Source organism: Serratia sp. 22264, assembly GCF_052045345.1.
Taxonomy (GTDB): Bacteria; Pseudomonadota; Gammaproteobacteria; order Enterobacterales; family Enterobacteriaceae; genus Serratia; species Serratia plymuthica.
Map to the genome: position 1 here is coordinate 96,328 of NZ_JBQEOY010000006.1, position 19,678 is coordinate 116,005.

Annotated in this window: 15 protein-coding genes; 12 read left to right on the top strand and 3 right to left on the bottom strand. The window is 59.9% G+C overall.

Annotated elements, in window-relative coordinates:
• The first annotated feature begins 21 nt into the window (after positions 1–21).
• From yegD to ACTJJ1_RS19265, 3 genes are read left to right on the top strand one after another with little or no spacing between them, the layout of a single operon-like run.
• Entirely contained in the window at positions 22–1,374 is a 1,353-nt protein-coding gene (gene yegD / locus ACTJJ1_RS19255; protein ID WP_004951941.1) for a molecular chaperone, read from the top strand.
• 47 nt (positions 1,375–1,421) lie between these two features.
• Complete coding sequence (locus ACTJJ1_RS19260; protein WP_004951942.1) at positions 1,422–1,985, top strand: GNAT family N-acetyltransferase; 564 nt, start codon at positions 1,422–1,424, stop codon at positions 1,983–1,985.
• The gene (locus ACTJJ1_RS19265; protein WP_440834898.1) at positions 1,979–2,488 is read left to right on the top strand and encodes an AAA family ATPase; all 510 of its coding nucleotides are present in this window, start codon (positions 1,979–1,981) and stop codon (positions 2,486–2,488) included. Before ACTJJ1_RS19260 ends, ACTJJ1_RS19265 begins: the two co-directional genes overlap by 7 nt.
• Here ACTJJ1_RS19265 and ACTJJ1_RS19270 read toward each other — a convergent pair.
• Positions 2,485–3,102, bottom strand: a complete 618-nt coding sequence (locus ACTJJ1_RS19270) for a pyridoxamine 5'-phosphate oxidase family protein (RefSeq protein ID WP_004951944.1) — start codon at positions 3,100–3,102, stop codon at positions 2,485–2,487. The genes ACTJJ1_RS19265 and ACTJJ1_RS19270 overlap by 4 nt on opposite strands.
• Before the next feature lie 68 nt (positions 3,103–3,170).
• Positions 3,171–4,124 carry an aldo/keto reductase gene (locus ACTJJ1_RS19275; protein WP_440834900.1) on the bottom strand — a complete coding sequence of 318 codons (954 nt, stop codon included), beginning with the start codon at positions 4,122–4,124 and terminating at the stop codon, positions 3,171–3,173.
• A gap of 530 nt (positions 4,125–4,654) precedes the next feature.
• On the opposite strand from ACTJJ1_RS19275, the gene ACTJJ1_RS19280 reads away from it, so the two are divergent.
• The 6 genes from ACTJJ1_RS19280 to baeR are packed head-to-tail and all read left to right on the top strand — an operon-like array spanning position 4,655 to position 15,640.
• Positions 4,655–5,899, top strand: coding sequence for an MdtA/MuxA family multidrug efflux RND transporter periplasmic adaptor subunit (locus tag ACTJJ1_RS19280; RefSeq protein ID WP_440834902.1), 1,245 nt, complete (start codon positions 4,655–4,657; stop codon positions 5,897–5,899).
• Positions 5,899–9,015, top strand: a complete 3,117-nt coding sequence (locus tag ACTJJ1_RS19285) for an MdtB/MuxB family multidrug efflux RND transporter permease subunit (RefSeq protein WP_409443732.1) — start codon at positions 5,899–5,901, stop codon at positions 9,013–9,015. Before ACTJJ1_RS19280 ends, ACTJJ1_RS19285 begins: the two co-directional genes overlap by 1 nt.
• Complete coding sequence (gene mdtC / locus ACTJJ1_RS19290) at positions 9,012–12,092, top strand: multidrug efflux RND transporter permease subunit MdtC (RefSeq protein ID WP_440834904.1); 3,081 nt, start codon at positions 9,012–9,014, stop codon at positions 12,090–12,092. Before ACTJJ1_RS19285 ends, mdtC begins: the two co-directional genes overlap by 4 nt.
• 19 nt (positions 12,093–12,111) lie before the next feature.
• The gene (locus ACTJJ1_RS19295) at positions 12,112–13,545 is read left to right on the top strand and encodes an MFS transporter (protein WP_440834906.1); all 1,434 of its coding nucleotides are present in this window, start codon (positions 12,112–12,114) and stop codon (positions 13,543–13,545) included.
• On the top strand, positions 13,542–14,924 hold the full coding sequence (gene baeS / locus ACTJJ1_RS19300) for a two-component system sensor histidine kinase BaeS (protein WP_202290617.1): 1,383 nt from the start codon (positions 13,542–13,544) through the stop codon (positions 14,922–14,924). The genes ACTJJ1_RS19295 and baeS overlap by 4 nt, the downstream gene beginning before the upstream one ends.
• Entirely contained in the window at positions 14,924–15,640 is a 717-nt protein-coding gene (gene baeR / locus ACTJJ1_RS19305) for a two-component system response regulator BaeR (protein WP_122288723.1), read from the top strand. The genes baeS and baeR overlap by 1 nt, the downstream gene beginning before the upstream one ends.
• Before the next feature lie 6 nt (positions 15,641–15,646).
• Here baeR and ACTJJ1_RS19310 read toward each other — a convergent pair whose 3' ends face one another.
• Positions 15,647–15,916 carry a hypothetical protein gene (locus ACTJJ1_RS19310; protein WP_202290641.1) on the bottom strand — a complete coding sequence of 90 codons (270 nt, stop codon included), beginning with the start codon at positions 15,914–15,916 and terminating at the stop codon, positions 15,647–15,649.
• Positions 15,917–16,181: 265 nt separating this feature from the next.
• Here ACTJJ1_RS19310 and ACTJJ1_RS19315 point away from each other — a divergent pair, with 265 nt between their 5' ends.
• The 3 genes from ACTJJ1_RS19315 (at position 16,182) to yegS (ending at position 19,495) form a co-directional block, all read left to right on the top strand.
• The gene (locus ACTJJ1_RS19315) at positions 16,182–16,520 is read left to right on the top strand and encodes a YegP family protein (RefSeq protein WP_004951963.1); all 339 of its coding nucleotides are present in this window, start codon (positions 16,182–16,184) and stop codon (positions 16,518–16,520) included.
• 235 nt (positions 16,521–16,755) lie between these two features.
• On the top strand, positions 16,756–18,108 hold the full coding sequence (gene trhP, locus ACTJJ1_RS19320; RefSeq protein ID WP_004951966.1) for a prephenate-dependent tRNA uridine(34) hydroxylase TrhP: 1,353 nt from the start codon (positions 16,756–16,758) through the stop codon (positions 18,106–18,108).
• A gap of 487 nt (positions 18,109–18,595) precedes the next feature.
• Entirely contained in the window at positions 18,596–19,495 is a 900-nt protein-coding gene (gene yegS, locus ACTJJ1_RS19325) for a lipid kinase YegS (RefSeq protein ID WP_166729158.1), read from the top strand.
• Positions 19,496–19,678 lie beyond the last annotated feature (183 nt).

The window sequence follows — 19,678 nt, forward strand, 5'->3', positions numbered from 1 at the left end:
CATGGGGATTAGAGAAAAGACATGTTTATTGGATTTGACTACGGAACGGCCAACTGTTCCGTCGCAGTGATGCGAGATAACGGCCCCGAGCTGCTGGCGCTGGAAAACAACGAACCTTACCTGCCGTCGATGCTGTGCGCACCGACGCGCGAAGCGGTGAGCGAATGCCTGCACCGCCACTGGCAGGTGCCGACCGGCAGCGAAGAGAACCAACAGTTGCTGCGCAGGGCCATCAACTACAACCGCGAAGAGGACATTCCGGTCGGCAACGACAGCGTGCAGTTTGGCCTGCAGGCACTGGCGCAGTACGTTGAAGATCCGGAAGAAGTCTATTTTGTCCGCTCGCCGAAATCCTTCCTCGGCGCCAACGGCCTGAAGCCGCAGCAGATCGCGCTGTTCGAAGACCTGGTGTGCGCCATGATGTTCCACATCAAGCGCCAGGCGGAAAACGTGCTGCAAAGCAGCATCAGCCAGGCGGTCATTGGCCGCCCGATCAACTTCCAGGGCATCGGCGGTGAAGACGCCAACCGGCAGGCGCAGGGCATTTTGCAGCGCGCCGCCGAACGCGCCGGGTTTAAGGATATTGAATTCCAGTTCGAGCCGGTAGCGGCAGGTCTGGACTTCGAAGCCACGCTGAACGAAGAGAAGACCGTGCTGGTGGTGGACATCGGCGGCGGCACCACCGACTGTTCGGTGTTGTTGATGGGGCCGCAATGGCGCGATCGCGCCGATCGCCAGCAGAGCCTGCTGGGGCACAGCGGTTGCCGCGTCGGCGGTAACGATCTGGACATCATGCTGGCGTTCAAACAGTTGATGCCGCTGTTCGGCATGGGCGGCGAAACCGAAAAGGGCATCGCCCTGCCTGCGCTGCCTTACTGGAACGCGGTAGCCACCAACGACGTGCCGGCGCAGATCGATTTCTACAGCGCCGCCAACGGCCGTATGCTGCGGGATCTGATCCGCGACGCCGCCGATCCGGAAAAGGTCAAGCGCCTGCTGAAAGTACACCAACAACGGTTAAGCTACCGTTTGGTGCGCGCGGCGGAGGAGAGTAAAATCGCCCTGTCCGCACAGCAAACCACCCACGCACCGCTGGCGTTCGTCCAACCGGAACTGGCGGAAACCATCAGCCAGGATCAGTTGGCCGACGCTATCTCTCAGCCGCTGTTGCGCATTCAAGAACAGGTCAGTGCCGCGCTGGCCAGCAGCCAGACCGCGCCGGAGGTGATTTACCTCACCGGCGGCAGCGCACGCTCACCGCTGCTGCGCGCCGCGTTGCAACAACAGTTGCCTGGCATTCCTATCGTCGGCGGCAACGACTTCGGCTCGGTTACCGCCGGGCTGGCGCGCTGGGCGCAAACGCTGTTCCGTTAATTGCCCGTGGGTGCGGCCTGCCGCACCCCGGCCATTGGAGGCCAGTGATGTCTGAAATACTCACCCCTGAAAGCGCTCGGCTGCGGTTGCGCGCCTGGCGCGACGAAGACCTGCCGGCTTTTGCCGCCCTCAACGCCGATCCACAAGTCATGCGGTATTTCCCCTCGGTGATGACAGCCGAGCAAAGCGATGCGCAGGCCGACAACATCCGCCGGTTCATGCGCCTGCACGGCTGGGGCTTTTGGGCCGTGGAAGTGAAAGGCGGCGCGCCTTTTATCGGCTTTGTCGGGCTGGCGAGGCGGGCGGACGATCTGCCCTGTTCCCCCTGCGTGGAAATCGGCTGGCGGTTGGCGGCCTCCCATTGGGGCAACGGCTACGCCAGCGAAGCGGCCAGGGCGGTACTGGCTACCGCCTTTAATTCGCTGCAACTGGATGAAGTGGTGTCTTTTACTGCCGCCGTCAATCAGCCTTCGCGTCGGGTAATGGCGCGTATCGGCATGGCGTTCAACGGCGAAAGCTTCCTGCACCCGCGTTTGCCGCAGGGCCATCCGCTGCAAAACCATGTAGTGTATCGGCTGGGACAGCAACAATGGCGGGCACAGCAATGCTGATCGTTTTTTCCGGGCTGCCGGGCAGCGGTAAAACCACACTGGCGCGAGCGCTGGCGGCCAGGCTACCAGCCATTCATCTGCGCATAGACACTCTTGAACAGGCGATCCGCAACAGCGGCATGCTGGCGGGCGACATTGGGCCGGCCGGTTACTTTGCCGCTTATGGCGTGGCCGAAGACAACCTGCGTTTGGGCCACCGGGTGATTGCCGACTCGGTCAATCCGCTGCCGGTGACGCGGGCCGCCTGGCATGGCGTGGCGCAACGCGCCAGCACCGCTTGCTTTGATATTGAAGTCTACTGTTCCGACAGCGCCGAACACCGCCGCCGGGTGGAAACCCGCGACGGGGATATCGCCGGGCTGAAACTCCCCGGTTGGCAGAGCGTTATCGATCATGACTATACGCCTTGGGCCACGCCGGTGGCCCGCATCGATACCGCCGGCCAGCCGGTGGAAAGTTGCCTCGCCCGGCTGCTGGCGTTGTTAAGCGCCACGCCGCGCTAATACAGCGTATCCCGCAGCCGCTGCGGCAGTGCGCTGTCGTACTCGTCGCCGTCAAACTGCGTTTTACTCACTTCGGCCAGAATGTTGCCGGTGCTGGGCAGTGCCGAACGCTCAAGGTGGCTGGCTTCGTCCCACAGCCCTGAGCGCAATATCGCCCGGCTGCACTGGAAAAACACCGCTTCCACATGAATGCGCAGCACCGAGCGCGGCAGCATTTTGCGGTGGGCGAAGCGCTGCAGCACCTCTTGCGCCACAACAATCTCCGCACGGCCGTTAATCCGCAGCGTTTCGCCGATACCGGGGATCAGCAACAGCAGCGCCACCCGGTTGTCGTGCAAGATATTGCGCAGGCTGTCGATACGGTTGTTACCGCGCCGGTCCGGCAGCAGCAGGGTTTTCTCATCTTCGATATGAATGAAACCGGGCGGATCGCCGCGTGGGGAAACGTCCATCCCATCAGGCCCAACGGTGGACAACGCGGCAAAAGGTGCAGCTTCGATAAAGGGGCGGTAGACCGGATGAATGTAACTGACTTCTTTAAATATCGACGGCGCGGCGGGTTTGCCGTACAGCTGCTCCAGCGCGGCAAGATCGTTGATAATATCGCTTTGCATTACTGCTCCCTGAATGGATCACATTGACCCATTCAGGATAGAGCAAAATTACCGTCCAGTAATCCCTATTACCCGGCGCTGGCTTCGTTTAGCACCTTAATATCATCGGCATCCAGTTGCAGCCGGGTAGCGGCGATCAGCTCATCCAGCTGCTTTAACGACGTGGCGCTGACGATTGGCGCAGTGATGCCCGGCCGGGCGATCAACCAGGCCAGCGAGACTTGCGTCGGCGAAGTGCGGTGTTTTTCCGCCACCCGATCCAACGCGGCCAAAATGCGGAAACCGCGCGGGTTGAGATATTGCGCCACAATACGGTCCCCGCGTTGGCTCTTGCCCTCATCCTGCGCGCTGCGGTATTTGCCGGTCAGGAAGCCGCTGGCCAGCGAGAAGAAGTTGATCACCCCCAGGCCATGGCGTTGCGTCACCGCCGCCAGCTCTTTTTCGAACCCTTCGCGCGCGTACAGGTTGTATTCCGGTTGCAGGGTTTCGTAACGCGCCAGCCCTTCCTGCTCACTCACTTTCAGCGCCTCTTCCAGGCGATCGGCCTGATAGTTGGAAGCGCCTATCGCCCGCACCTTACCGGCCTTGATCAGCGCATCGAACGCGGCCAGGGTTTCCGCCAGCGGCGTGTCCCGGTCATCGTCGTGCGATTGATAGAGATCGATATAGTCGGCCTGCAGGCGGCGCAACGAATCTTCCACCGCCTGTCGGATGTAGCGCGGCGACAGCCCCTGTTTGCCTTCGCCCATCGGCTTGCCTACCTTGGTGGCGATAATCACCTGGTCGCGTTTACCGCTTTTTTTCAGCCACTCGCCAATCGTGGCCTCGGACTCCCCACCCTGATTACCCGGCGCCCAGCTCGAATAGACGTCGGCGGTATCGATGAAATTGAGCTGGTTTTCCACCAGCGCGTCCAACAGGCTGAATGACGTCTCGCGATCCGCCGTCCAGCCAAACACATTGCCGCCGAAGGTCAATGCCGGCACCTGAATGCCCGAACGGCCCAATTCTCTTTTGCTCATTGCATGCTCCATGGGATAAATAATTTGCAGGGTAATTATTAGCGCAGAATCAAGAAAGCGTTAAAACGCATTGGCTATAAGCCGGAATAACTCACTTATAAACATAGTCAATTTATATCCTATAGCTTTCAAATTGCAGCCAGGCGGCAAGCGCAGGACAAATCGGTCGGGAACCGATTTGAACAGCACTTGTGCTGCCCGAAGGGTGGGCCTCAGGGATGAGGCTCATTAGTCCCCATGAGCTTACTTAGGTAAGTGATTGGGGTGACAAATCTACCGGAAGCAGATTTGAACGCTGCTTGCAGCGGCCCCGTAAGGGGGAGGCCCATGGATGGGCCGAATAACTGCGTGCAGCCAACAACGCTGCGGTTTGAAAGATGACGGATATATTTAGATGATACTGACGCTTCCTCCATATTTCCTTCATTTTTATGCCGTCTTTACTGGCTAAACTAGTATTCTGTAAGGAGTGTAACTTTTGTGGCAATGAGTGCCCGCACCCCTGCCTTTTGGAGATGATTTTCGCCACCATGAATGCAAAAACCCAACGTCGTTCACTGCTGCCGCGCCTGCTGGTTGTGGTGATAGTGGTCATTGCCGCCGTTCTGATTTGGCGTCACTTCAATACTGCTGTTCCCGCATCAGATACGGCCTCTGCCGCACCTCACGCCGGTGGCGGCAAAGCCGCAGCGGGTGGCCGACGCGGCGCGCCGATGTCGCCGGTACAGGCGGCCACCGCCACCGAACAGACGGTACCGCGCTATCTCTCCGGGTTGGGCACCGCCATCGCCGCCAATACCGTTACCGTCACCAGCCGGGTCGACGGCCAACTGATGGCCGTCCACTTTACCGAAGGCCAACAGGTCAAAGCCGGCGATTTGTTGGTCGAAATCGACCCGCGTCCGTTTGAAGTGCAACTGACGCAGGCTCTGGGGCAATTGGCAAAAGATCAGGCGACGCTCGCCAACGCCCGGCGCGATCTGGCGCGCTACCAGCAACTGGCGAAAACCAACCTGGTTTCACGTCAGGATCTGGATACCCAGCTCTCGTTGGTGCAACAAACCGAAGGCGCGATCAAAGCCGATCAGGGCTCGGTCGACAGCGCCAAACTGCAAATCACCTACAGCCGCATCACCGCGCCGATTGACGGCCGCGTCGGCCTGAAACTGGTGGATGTCGGCAACTACATCACCAGCGGCAGCACCACCGGCATCGTGGTGATCACCCAGACCCACCCTATCGACGTGGTGTTCACCCTGCCGGAAGGCAATATCGGCGATTTGCTCAAGGCTCAAAAAGCCGGTCCGGTCAGCGTCGAAGCCTGGGACCGCACCAACCAGACTCAACTGGCGACCGGTTCGCTGCTGAGTCTGGACAACCAGATTGACACCACGACCGGCACCATCAAGCTGAAGGCGCGTTTCACCAATGAAGACGATGCGCTGTTCCCGAACCAGTTCGTCAACGCCCGGTTGAAGGTGGCTACCCTGCATAACGCGATTGTCATCCCGACCGCCGCGTTGCAGATGGGCAACGAAGGCAACTTCGTCTGGACCCTGAGCGAAGACAACAAGGTCAGCAAGCACCGCGTGACCACCGGCGTGCAGGACAGCCGACAAGTGGTCATCAGCGCCGGCCTGAACGCCGGTGACCGCGTAGTGACCGACGGCATCGATCGCCTGACCGAAGGCATGCAGGTTGAAGTGGTGACACCGCAGACCACCCCGGCTGCGGCCACGCCGGGCAGCAAGCCGCTCGCACAGAGGAAATCCTGATGCAGGCGATGCCACCTAACGCCGGTGGCCCCTCCCGCCTGTTTATTCTGCGCCCGGTCGCCACCACGCTGTTGATGGTGGCTATTTTGCTGGCGGGGATTATCGGCTACCGCTCCCTGCCGGTTTCCGCCCTGCCGGAGGTGGATTACCCGACCATTCAGGTGGTCACACTGTATCCCGGCGCCAGCCCGGACGTGGTCACCTCGGCCATTACCGCCCCGCTCGAGCGCCAGTTTGGCCAGATGTCCGGCCTGAAACAAATGGCGTCGCAAAGCTCCGGCGGCGCATCGGTGGTCACGCTGCAATTCCAGCTCGAGCTGCCGCTCGACGTCGCCGAGCAGGAAGTGCAGGCGGCGATCAACTCCGCTACCAACCTGCTGCCGAGCGATCTGCCCTACCCGCCGATTTACAGCAAGGTCAACCCTGCGGATCCGCCGATCATGACGCTGGCCGTCACCTCGACCGCCATGCCGATGACCCAGGTTGAAGACATGGTGGAAACCCGTGTCGCGCAAAAAATTTCCCAGGTGACCGGCGTAGGTCTGGTTACCCTCTCCGGCGGCCAGCGGCCGGCGGTGCGCGTGAAGCTCAACGCTGCGGCGGTGGCCGCCTACGGTCTGGACAGCGAAACCATCCGCACCGCCATCGGCAACGCTAACGTCAACTCCGCCAAAGGCAGCCTGGACGGGCCGACGCGCTCGGTGACGCTTTCCGCCAACGATCAGATGAAATCCGCCGACGACTACCGCCAGCTGATTGTCGCCTACCAAAACGGCGCGGCAATTCGGTTGCAGGATATCGCCACCATCGAGCAGGGGGCGGAAAATACCCGCCTGGCCGCCTGGGCCAACAAACAGCCGGCAATAGTGCTGAACATTCAACGCCAGCCGGGCGTGAACGTGATCACCACCGCCGACAGCATTCGCGAAATGCTGCCGCAGCTGATCAAAAGCCTGCCGAAGTCGGTGGACGTCAAGGTACTGACCGATCGCACCACCACCATTCGCGCTTCGGTCAACGACGTGCAGTTCGAATTGCTGCTGGCGGTCGCGCTGGTGGTGATGGTGATTTACGTGTTCCTGCGCAACGTGCCGGCCACCATTATCCCGAGCGTCGCGGTACCGCTGTCGCTGGTCGGCACCTTTGCCGCCATGTATTTTCTCGGTTTCTCGATCAATAACCTGACGTTGATGGCGCTGACCATCGCCACCGGTTTTGTGGTCGATGACGCCATCGTGGTGATCGAAAACATCTCGCGCTATATCGAAAAGGGCGAAAAACCGCTCGATGCGGCGCTGAAAGGCGCCGGCGAAATCGGCTTCACCATCATCTCGCTGACCTTCTCGCTGGTGGCGGTATTGATTCCGCTGCTGTTTATGGGGGACATCGTTGGCCGGCTGTTCCGCGAGTTCGCCGTAACGCTGGCAGTGGCGATCCTGATTTCCGCCGTGGTGTCGCTGACGCTGACGCCGATGATGTGCGCGCGCATGCTGAGCCACGAATCGCTGCGCAAGCAGAACCGGTTTTCCGCCGCCTCCGAGCGCTTCTTCGACCGGGTGATTGCGCAGTACGGCAAGTGGCTGAAAATCGTGTTGAACCACCCGTGGCTGACGCTCGGCGTGGCGCTGAGCACCCTGGCGCTGACGGTGCTGCTGTACCTGCTGATCCCGAAAGGCTTCTTCCCGCTGCAGGACAACGGCATTATTCAGGGCACGGTGGAAGCGCCGCAGACGGTGTCGTTCAGCAATATGGCCGAACGCCAACAGCAGGTCGCGGCGGAAATCCTCAAAGATCCGGCGGTGGAAAGCCTGACGTCGTTCGTCGGCGTCGACGGCAGCAACGCCACGCTCAACAGCGGCCGTTTGCAGATCAACCTTAAACCGCTGAGCGAGCGCAGTGAACGCATTCCGGCGATCATCGCCCGCCTGCAACAGCAGAGCGCACAGTTCCCCGGCGTGAAGCTGTATCTGCAGCCGGTACAGGATCTGACCATCGACACCCAGGTCAGCCGCACGCAATACCAGTTTACCTTGCAGGCGATGTCGTTGGACGATCTCAGCCTGTGGGTGCCGCAGCTGATGGCCGAACTCAAGCAGACGCCGCAGTTGGCGGACGTGAGCAGCAACTGGCAGGATCAAGGGCTGGTGGCTTACGTGAATGTCGATCGCGATTCGGCCTCGCGCCTTGGCATCAGCATGAGCGACGTGGACAACGCGCTGTACAACGCCTTCGGCCAGAGGCTGATCTCGACCATTTACACCCAGGCCAACCAATATCGCGTGGTGCTGGAGCACGATGTCAGCACCACGCCGGGGCTGGCGGCGCTGAACGATATCCGCCTGACCAGCAGCAACGGCACCACAGTGCCGCTGAGCACTCTCGCCAAAATCGAAGAGCGCTTCGGGCCGCTGTCGGTCAACCATCTCGATCAATTCCCGGCGGCGACCATCTCGTTTAACGTGGCGGGCAACCATTCGCTGGGCGAAGCGGTAGACGCCATCACCCTGGCGGAAAAAAACCTCAACATGCCGAAAGACATCACCACCCAGTTCCAGGGCGCGACGCTGGCGTTCCAGGCGGCGCTGGGCAGCACGCTGTGGCTGATCCTGGCGGCGGTGGTGGCGATGTATATCGTGCTGGGCGTGCTGTACGAGAGCTTTATTCACCCGGTGACCATTCTCTCCACCCTGCCGACCGCCGGGGTCGGCGCGCTGCTGGCGCTGATGATGGCCGGCAGCGAGCTGGACGTGATTGCCATTATCGGCATCATCTTGCTGATCGGTATCGTGAAGAAAAACGCCATCATGATGATCGACTTCGCGCTGGCCGCCGAACGTGAGCAGGGCATGACGCCGTACGACGCGATTTATCAGGCCTGCCTGCTGCGTTTCCGGCCGATCCTGATGACCACGCTGGCGGCATTACTTGGCGCGCTGCCGCTGATGCTCAGCACCGGCGCCGGCGCTGAGCTGCGTCACCCGCTCGGGGTTTGTATGGTCGGTGGGCTGGTGATGAGCCAGATCCTGACGCTGTTCACCACGCCGGTGATCTACCTGCTGTTTGACAAACTGGCGCGCAATACCCGTCGCCAGCCCGATGCGCAGGAGTTGCCGTGAAATTCTTCGCCCTGTTCATCTACCGGCCGGTCGCCACCACGCTGCTGACGCTGGCGATAGCCATCAGCGGTGTGATTGGCTTTAGCCTGTTGCCGGTCTCGCCGCTGCCGCAGGTCGATTACCCGGTGATTTCGATCAGCGCCTCACTGCCGGGCGCCGATCCGGAAACCATGGCCTCATCGGTGGCGACACCGCTGGAGCGTGCGTTGGGGCGGATTGCCGGGGTCAATGAGATGACCTCGATGAGTTCGCTGGGCAGCACGCGGGTGATCTTGCAGTTCGATCTCAATCGCGATATCAACGGCGCCGCCCGCGACGTGCAGGCGGCGATCAACGCCGCACAAAGCCTGCTGCCCACCGGCATGCCGAACCGCCCGAGTTACCGTAAGGTCAACCCGTCCGACGCGCCGATCATGATCCTGACGCTGACGTCGGAGACTTACAGCCAGGGCCAACTGTACGACTTTGCCTCCACAAAGCTGGCACAGAAAATCGCCCAGACCGAAGGCGTGGGCGACGTCTCGGTCGGCGGCAGCTCGCTGCCTGCGGTGCGGGTGGAGTTGAACCCGACCGCCCTGTTCAACCAGGGCGTATCGCTGGACGCCGTGCGCCAGGCCATCAGCGGCGCCAACGTACGCAGGCCGCAGGGATCGGTGGAAAACCCGCAGCAGCGCTGGCAGATCCAGGCCAATGACGAGCTGAAAACCGCCGACGCCTATCGGCCGTTGATTATCCACTACAACAACGGCTCGGCGGTGCGGCTGGGGGATGTGGCCGAGGTCAAAGACTCGGTACAGGACGTACGCAACGCCGGCATGACCAATGCCAAACCGGCGATTATTCTGGCGATCAGCCGTGCGCCGGACGCCAATATCATTGAAACCGTCGATCGCATTCGCGCCGAGTTGCCGACGTTGCAGGACAGTATCCCGGCGTCAATCCAGCTGAATATCGCCCAGGATCGTTCGCCGACCATTCGCGCCTCGCTGGCGGAAGTGGAGCAGTCGCTGGTGATCGCCATCGGCCTGGTGATCCTGGTGGTGTTCATCTTCCTGCGCTCCGGCCGCGCCACGCTGATCCCGGCGGTCGCGGTGCCGGTGTCGCTGATCGGCTCCTTCGCCGCCATGTACCTGTGCGGCTTCAGCCTGAATAACCTGTCGTTGATGGCGCTGACCATCGCCACCGGTTTTGTGGTCGATGACGCCATCGTGGTGCTGGAGAATATCTCGCGCCACGTCGAGGCCGGCATGAAACCGCTCAACGCCGCGCTGCAAGGGGTGCAGGAGGTCGGCTTTACCGTGCTGTCGATGAGCGTATCGCTGGTGGCGGTGTTTATCCCGTTGCTGCTGATGGACGGCCTGCCCGGGCGGCTGTTTCGCGAGTTCGCCGTCACCCTGTCGGTGTCGATCGGGCTGTCGCTGATCGTCTCGCTGACGCTGACGCCAATGATGTGCGCCTACCTGCTGCGCCACCAGCCGGCGCGCGCGCAGCGGCGCATTCGCGGCTTCGGCAAAATGTTGCTGGCCTTGCAACAGGGCTACGGCCGCTCGTTGAACTGGGTGCTCGGCCACTCGCGCTGGGTGCTGGCGATATTTTTCGCCACCATCGCGCTCAACGTCTGGCTGTATGTCAGCATCCCGAAAACCTTCTTCCCGGAACAAGACACTGGCCGCCTGATGGGCTTTATCCAGGCCGACCAGAGCATTTCCTTCCAGGCGATGCGCGTCAAACTGGAAGACTTCATGAAGATCGTGCGCGAAGACAAGGACGTGGAAAACGTCACCGGTTTTACCGGCGGTTCGCGCACCAACAGCGGGTCGATGTTTATCTCGCTGAAGCCGCTTTCGGTACGCAGCGATGACGCGCAGAAGGTGATCGCCCGGCTGCGCGCCCGGCTGGCGAAAGAGCCGGGGGCCAGCCTGTTCCTGATGGCGGTGCAGGACATCCGCGTCGGCGGCCGGCAATCCAACGCCAGCTACCAGTACACGCTGCTGGCAGACGATCTCGCCGCGCTGCGCGAATGGGAGCCGAAGATCCGTACCGCGCTGGCCGCGCTGCCGGAGCTGGCGGACGTCAACTCCGACCAACAGGACAAAGGCTCGGAGATGGATCTGATCTATGACCGTGAAACCATGGCACGGCTCGGCATTTCGGTCTCCGACGCCAACGCCCTGCTGAACAACGCCTTCGGCCAGCGGCAGATTTCCACCATCTATCAGCCGCTCAATCAGTACAAGGTGGTGATGGAAGTGGCGCCGCCCTATACCCAGGACGTCAGCTCGCTGGACAAGATGTTCGTGATAAACAAAGACGGCAAGGCGATCCCGCTGTCCTATTTCGCCCGCTGGCAGCCGGCCAATGCGCCGCTGTCGGTCAACCATCAGGGGCTGTCGGCGGCCTCGACCATCTCCTTTAATCTGCCGGACGGCGGCAGCTTGTCAGATGCCACCGCCGCGGTGGAACGCACCATAACGGCGCTCGGTGTGCCGTCCACGGTGCGCGGCGCCTTTGCCGGAACCGCGCAGGTATTCCAGGACACGCTGAAATCCCAGCTGTTCCTGATCGCCGCCGCGATCGCCACGGTGTATATCGTGCTCGGCGTACTCTACGAGAGCTATATTCATCCGCTGACGATTTTGTCGACCCTGCCTTCCGCCGGGGTAGGCGCGCTGCTGGCGCTGGAGCTGTTTGGCGCCCCCTTCAGCCTGATCGCGTTGATCGGCATTATGCTGTTGATCGGCATCGTGAAGAAGAACGCCATCATGATGGTCGACTTCGCCCTCGATGCGCAGCGCAACGGTGGCATCGGCGCACGAGAAGCCATTTTCCAGGCCTGTCTGCTGCGTTTTCGGCCAATCATGATGACCACGCTGGCGGCGCTGTTCGGCGCATTGCCGCTGGTGCTGACCAGCGGCGACGGCGCGGAGCTGCGCCAGCCGCTCGGCATCACCATCGCCGGCGGTCTGATCATGAGCCAGTTGCTGACGCTGTACACCACGCCGGTGGTGTATCTGTATTTTGACCGGCTGCAGATGAAGTTCCGGCGCGGCAAGAAATTGGATCCGCTGCCTCACTAATGATTAACCCGGTTGACTGATGATCATAAAACGCACCGCCTCAGTACAGTGGCAACTCTGGATCGTGGCGTTCGGCTTCTTTATGCAGACGCTGGACACCACCATCGTCAACACCGCCCTGCCGTCGATGGCCGTCAGCCTGGGGGAGAACCCGCTGCGCATGCAGTCGGTGATCGTCTCCTACGTGCTGACGGTGGCCGTGATGCTGCCCGCCAGCGGCTGGCTGGCGGACCGGGTTGGGGTGCAGCGGGTGTTCTTCAGCGCCATAGTGCTGTTCACCCTGGGCTCGATCCTGTGCGCCCGTTCGGAGACCCTGAATGAGCTGATCGCCTCGCGGGTGATCCAGGGCATCGGCGGCGCGATGATGGTGCCGGTCGGCCGCCTGACGGTGATGAAGATCGTGCCGCGCGAGCAATATATGGCGGCGATGACCTTCGTCACCCTGCCCGGCCAAATCGGCCCGCTGATGGGGCCGGCGCTGGGCGGTTTTTTGGTGCAGTACGCCAGCTGGCACTGGATTTTCCTGATCAATATCCCGGTCGGCATTGCCGGCGCCATCGCCACGCTGCTGCTGATGCCCAACTACCGCATGCAGACCCGGCGCTTCGACATCGGCGGTTTTATCATGCTGGCGATCGGGATGGCGACGCTGACGCTGGCGCTCGACGGCCACAAAGGCATGGGGCTGTCCATCGCCACTATCGCCGGGCTGGTGGCGATGGGCATTGCGGCGCTGGCAGGCTATTGGTGGCATGCGCGCGGTAACAGCCGGGCGCTGTTCTCCCTGCGGCTGTTCAGAACCCAGACCTACAAGGTGGGGCTGACCGCCAGCCTGCTGGGCCGTATCGGCAGCGGCATGCTGCCGTTTATGACCCCGCTGTTCATGCAGGTGGGCATGGGGTTTTCCCCGTTCCACGCCGGGCTGATGATGATCCCGATGATTATCGGCAGCATGGGGATGAAACGCATCGTGGTGCGGGTGGTTAACCGTTTCGGTTACCGTAACGTGCTGGTGGCCGCCACGCTGATGCTGGCGTTGATCAGCCTGAGCTTCCCGCTGGTGGCGATGATCGGCTGGATCTGGCTGCTGCCGGTAGTGTTGTTCTTCCAGGGCATGGTCAACTCGCTGCGCTTCTCGGCAATGAATACCCTGACGCTGAAAGATCTGCCGGACCGCCTGGCCAGCAGCGGCAACAGCCTGCTGTCGATGGTGATGCAGCTGTCCATGAGCCTCGGCGTCAGCATCGCCGGGATCCTGATTGGCAGCTTTGCCCATCACCAGGTGGTCACCGACAGCCCGGCGATACACAGCGCATTTATTTACAGCTACGGCTGTATGGCGCTAATCATCGCCCTGCCCGCGCTGGCCTTTGCCCGCGTGCCGCCGGATAGCGCGCCAAACCGTACGCTGACCAAAGAGCCGGGCACCGGCTCAACGAGGTTACAAAAATGAGAATAGGCATTACCGGGAAACTGTTCCTGGCCATCTTCGCCACCTGCATGCTGGTGTTGATCACCATGCATTGGGGGGTGCGCGTCAGCTTTGAACGCGGCTTCATCGACTACATCAAGCACAGCAACGAGCAGCGCACCAACATGCTGAGCGAAGCGCTGGAAGAGCAGTACAGCCAACACGGCAACTGGGCTTTCCTGCGCAATAACGATCAGGTGGTTTTCCAGATCATGCGCTCGTTCGAACAAAACAGCGACAGCAGCCATAATCTGCCACCCAAAGGCTGGCGTACTCAGTTTTGGGTGGTGGACAATCAATTCAACCGGCTGGTGGGGCATTCCGGCCCGGTGCCCAAAGAAGGCCCGCGCCACCCGATCCGCTACAACAACGAAATCGTCGGCTGGGTGATCACCACGCCGGTCGAGCGGCTGACCCGCAATACCGATATCAATTTCGATCAGCAGCAAAAACGCACCAGTTGGATGATAGTCGCACTCTCCACGCTGCTGGCGGCGGCGGTGACCTGGCTGATGTCGCGCGGGCTGTTGGCACCGGTCAAACGGCTGGTCGCCGGCACCCACCGGCTGGCGGCCGGTGATTTCAGCACCCGCGTGACCGTCGACAGCCAGGATGAGCTTGGCCGCTTGGCGCAGGATTTCAATCAGCTCGCCACCTCGCTGGAAAAGAACGAGCAGATGCGGCGCGCTTTTATGGCCGACGTGTCGCACGAGCTGCGCACCCCGCTGGCGGTACTGCGCGGCGAACTGGAGGCATTGCAGGACGGGGTGCGCCAGCCGACGCAGGCTTCACTCAGCTCGCTGCAGGCGGAAGTTACCACCCTGACCAAGCTGGTGGACGATCTGCATCAACTGTCGCTGTCCGATCTCGGCGCACTGGCCTACCGTAAATCGTCGGTCGACTGCGTACATTTGCTGCAAATTGCGGTCGCCACCTTCCGCGAACGTTTTCGCGCCAAAGGGCTTGAGATCGTCACCCTGCTGCCGGAACAGGCGCCGCTGTTCGGCGATCCCGATCGTCTCAATCAGTTGTTCAACAACCTGCTGGAGAACAGCCTGCGCTATACCGACGCCGGCGGTAAGCTGGAGCTTGGCGCAGAACAGTTGCCGGGCCGGCTGCGGCTTTACTGGCAGGACAGCGGGCCGGGCGTCACCGACGAACAGCTGGCGCGCATTTTCGAACGCTTCTACCGCACCGAAGGCTCGCGCAACCGCGCCAGCGGCGGTTCCGGCCTGGGGCTGTCGATCTGTCAAAACATCGTGGAAGCCCACAATGGCCGGATCTTTGCTGCGCACTCGCCTTTGGGCGGCGTGCGGATTACAGTAGAATTTGCCACCCCGATAATGAATAAGGCGCCATGATGGAATCCCAGAATCAGCCGTTGCAAATCATGATTGTTGAAGACGAACCCAAGCTGGGCCAACTGCTGGTGGACTATCTGCAGGCCGCGGGATACGCCACCCACTGGCTGACCAACGGCAGCGAGGTGGTGCCGGCGGTGCATGAACACTCCCCGGCGCTGATCCTGCTGGATTTAATGCTGCCGGGCAGCGACGGGTTGACGGTATGCCGCGAACTGCGCCGTTTTACCGATGTCCCTGTGGTGATGGTAACGGCGAAGATTGAGGAGATTGATCGCCTGCTGGGGCTGGAGATTGGCGCGGACGATTACATCTGCAAGCCTTACAGCCCGCGAGAAGTGGTGGCTCGGGTGAAAACCATTTTACGCCGCTGCTATCGGCCGCTGGAAAACCAGCAGGAAGAAACGCAGTTGCATATCGACGAACCGCGCTTTCAGGCCAGCTATCAAGGCCAGATGCTGGATCTCACCCCGGCGGAATTCCGCCTGTTGAAAACCCTGGCCAGCCAGCCGGGCAACGTCTTCTCGCGTGAGCAGTTGCTGAACAATCTGTATGACGACTACCGGGTAGTCACCGACCGAACCATCGACAGCCACATCAAAAACCTGCGGCGCAAGCTGGAGCTGATCGACGGTGAAAAGTCGTTTATTCGCTCGGTCTACGGCGTGGGCTATCGCTGGGAATCCGAACCTTGTCGGCTGATAAACGGGCTATAAGGAAGGTTAACTGGCCGCGCTCCGAAAAGGGTCGCGGTCAACAACCTCCTGCCGGTGTTCCTCAGCCGTCAGAAAATCATGGGGCATCTCTGTTTTGGCGATCATTGCCAGCAATAAATCCCAATTATCCGGGTTAACCTGGCTTTTGCCGTCTCTAAACTGCTTTGCGTTTCTTTCCATCCCTGACTCCTTTTGACGAATTCCTTTCCAAGAATATGCCTGTTGAGCGTCGATATCCAAATGCTTCGCTTGTTTTTTAATCGCATTGTTTTGCAATGCGGCAAACCTTAACGCGCAATAACGCGCAATGCCCTTCAGCGGAATACCGCGTTATCCAATGTGCGGCAAGCTACGCAATTTGGGCATCGGGATCGCCATTAGCTTCCCGTGCTTTGGCGCCCCTTGCTGATGAAATTCAACGCCAACGCAAAAAAATTGCGTCTTTTTTAAGCTATGCTGCGCAAAGGATGTTTATTAGCCGCTCAATTTCAAGCTATTGGCTACACTTACATCACTTATCGGAACCCACAGGAGAGGAACCATGGCAATCGGTCACTATGAGCTGAAAAAAGCAAAGAATGGGCAATACCACTTCAACCTGAAAGCCAGTAATGGCGAAATCATTTTGGGCAGTGAGATGTACGCCAGCAAAGCCTCGGCGGAGAATGGCATTGCCTCGGTGCAAACCAACTCCCCCCAGGAAGCGCAGTATGAATTGAAACACAGCACCAGCAATCAACCTTACTTTGTACTGAAAGCCAAGAACCATCAGGTGATCGGCGTCAGTGAAATGTACAGTTCTGAAACTGCCGCGAAAAACGGCATTCAGTCGGTGATCAAGAACGGCCCAAGCACCGACGTCCGCGATTTAAGCGCGTAACTTCGTCACCCGGCGCGCGATGATCGCCATCGCGCGCTTTTCTTATGACCGGGATCAATCCCCCTGTAATAAATCCGGTTAACTGCTGATTTTTTGCCGCTCTGCCGCTACAATCCCCCGCTTTTACTGCGCCATTTGGTGGTGCGTTATACCCACTGGCTTTCATGTTGCGGTCAACAACGCTGCAGTTTGAAAGACACGGGTATACTGACCTGAAATCAGACCGAGACTCATTATGTTTACACCGGAACTTCTCTCCCCGGCCGGAACGCTGAAAAACATGCGTTACGCCTTTGCCTATGGCGCCGATGCGGTTTATGCCGGCCAGCCGCGTTACAGCCTGCGGGTGCGTAACAACGAATTCAATCACGAGAATCTGGCGCAGGGGATCAACGAAGCCCACGCGCTGGGCAAGAAGTTCTATGTGGTGGTGAACATCGCGCCGCACAACGCCAAGCTGAAAACCTTCCTGCGCGATCTTAAACCGGTGATCGATATGGGCCCGGACGCGCTGATCATGTCCGATCCCGGCCTGATCATGATGGTGCGCGAAGCCTTCCCGCAGATGGACATTCATCTGTCGGTGCAGGCCAATGCGGTCAACTGGGCGACGGTGAAGTTCTGGCAGCAGATGGGGCTGACGCGCGTGATCCTGTCGCGTGAGCTGTCGCTGGAGGAGATCGCCGAGATCCGCAGCCAGGTCCCCGAGATGGAGCTGGAAATCTTCGTCCACGGCGCGCTGTGCATGGCCTACTCAGGCCGTTGCCTGCTGTCCGGTTACATCAACAAGCGCGATCCCAACCAAGGCACCTGCACCAACGCCTGCCGCTGGCAGTACAAGGCGGAAGAAGGCAAAGAGGATGACACCGGCAACATCGTGCACCTGCATGAGCCAATTCCGGTGCAGACCGTCGAACCGACGCTGGGCATCGGCGCGCCGACCGACAAGGTGTTCATGCTCTCCGAAGCGCAAAAGCCGGATGAATACATGAGCGCTTTTGAAGATGAACACGGCACCTACATCATGAACTCGAAAGATCTGCGCGCCATCCAGCACGTAGAGCGTCTGACTCAACTCGGCGTGCATTCGCTGAAAATTGAAGGCCGCACCAAGTCGTTTTACTACTGCGCGCGCACCGCACAGGTTTACCGTCGCGCCATTGACGATGCGGTCGCAGGCAAGCCGTTCGATCCCTCGCTGCTGACCACGCTGGAAGGTTTGGCGCACCGCGGTTACACCGAAGGGTTCTTGCGCCGCCACGTGCATGAGGCGCAGCAAAATTACGATTACGGCTCCTCGCTGTCCGAACGCCAGCAGTTCGTCGGCGAATTTACCGGCGTAAGGCGCGACGGCTGGGCGGAAGTGGACGTGAAAAACAAGTTTATGATCGGCGACGGCGTGGAGATGATGACCCCCGGCGGTAACGTGTTGTTTACCCTGGAGAGCATGCAAAATAAAAAAGGCGAAGCGATCGACGTGGCACCGGGCAACGGGCACATCGTTTATTTGCCGATCCCACAGGATATCGATCTCAATTACGCATTGCTGATCCGCAATTTACCGGACACCCAGAGTCCCGCCGCGTAAAAACACCCATCGCCACCCTTAGGTGGCGATTTTTAGCAAATATTAGAATTGGATCACATCAATTACCGCGCAGCTTGGTTACCATCAGCCTGCTTAAAACCAAGAATGAAAAATATTTGCATAGCAATACTAGGAACCACCTCCTTAGCCGGTCCAATCTCCCTTGGGCTGGCTTTTTCTTTGGTGCCGTCAAAATACCCGCAGATGAAACCCTAATATTTTTCGACAGTTAAAATTGTCGCGTTATCTATTTTAATAACACGCCAATCCGCATTTCCATATAAATACCCAATCACATCGATTAATTAAACCATTAACGATAACTCGCTGCTGATACCGCACCTATATCTTAAATTAAGCCAAATATGCAGAAATAATCATTGGCCCGCTGACGATAATCAGAATTAACTGAATATTCTGATGGTCTGCTCTCCGCTTGTAGTTTATCTTTTTCAGTCCAAAGCATTGGTCAGCCGGGAGAGAGGGAATGAGTCAACACACGTCAGCGCTTCTTATCATTAATGGCAAAGGCGCAGGCAACGAAGACGTTCGCCTTGCGGTGCAGAAGCTGCGGGATGAGGGCCAGACCCTGCACGTTCGCGTTACCTGGGAACAGGGTGACGCAGCGCGCTATGTGAAGGAAGCTTGCCAACTGGGGGTCGCCACGCTGATTGCCGGCGGCGGCGACGGCACCATCAACGAAGTGGCCGCCGCGCTGACGGCGCTGCCTGCGGGCAGCCGCCCGGCACTGGGCATACTGCCGCTGGGCACCGCCAATGACTTCGCCGTGGCCTGCAATATTCCGCTGATACCGGAACAGGCGCTGCTGTTGGCGACGAAAGGCCGTGCGGTGCCGATCGATCTGGCGAAGGTCAATGACGAACGCTACTTTATCAACATGGCGACCGGTGGTTTCGGCACCCGCATCACCACCGAAACGCCGGAAAAACTAAAGGCCGTACTGGGCGGCGTTTCTTACTTTATTCATGGCCTGCTGCGCATGGATACGCTGAAGGCCGACCGCTGCGAGATCCGCGGGCCGGATTTCCAGTGGTCCGGAGACGCGCTGGTGATTGGCATCGGCAACGGCAAGCAGGCCGGAGGCGGCCAGCAGCTGTGCCCGGACGCGTTAATCAACGACGGGCTGCTGCAACTGCGGCTGCTGATCGCAGACGAACTGCTGCCGGCGTTGGTGGCCAGCCTGGTTAACGGCGAGGAAAACAAAAACGTGGTTAGCGCCGCGCTGCCTTGGCTGGAAATCAATGCGCCGCACGAGATCACCTTTAACCTCGACGGCGAGCCGCTGAAGGGCACGCATTTCCGCATCGAAGTGCTGCCGAACGCCATTGAATGCCGCCTACCGCCCAACTGCGAGCTGCTGGGTTAAGGCCGCCCTTTCTCTGATCCCTGGGCGTAGCCAGCCTGCTGCGCCCCCGCCGGTTCCCCCCCTTCTCCCTTCCCTCTATTTACGCGATGAAATGTGATCTTCCCCGGCAAATCCTTTAAATCATACTTGTATGGTAGTTAGTTCATGGCGTATTTTCCCCCTATTAATGACCCGTGGGAACAG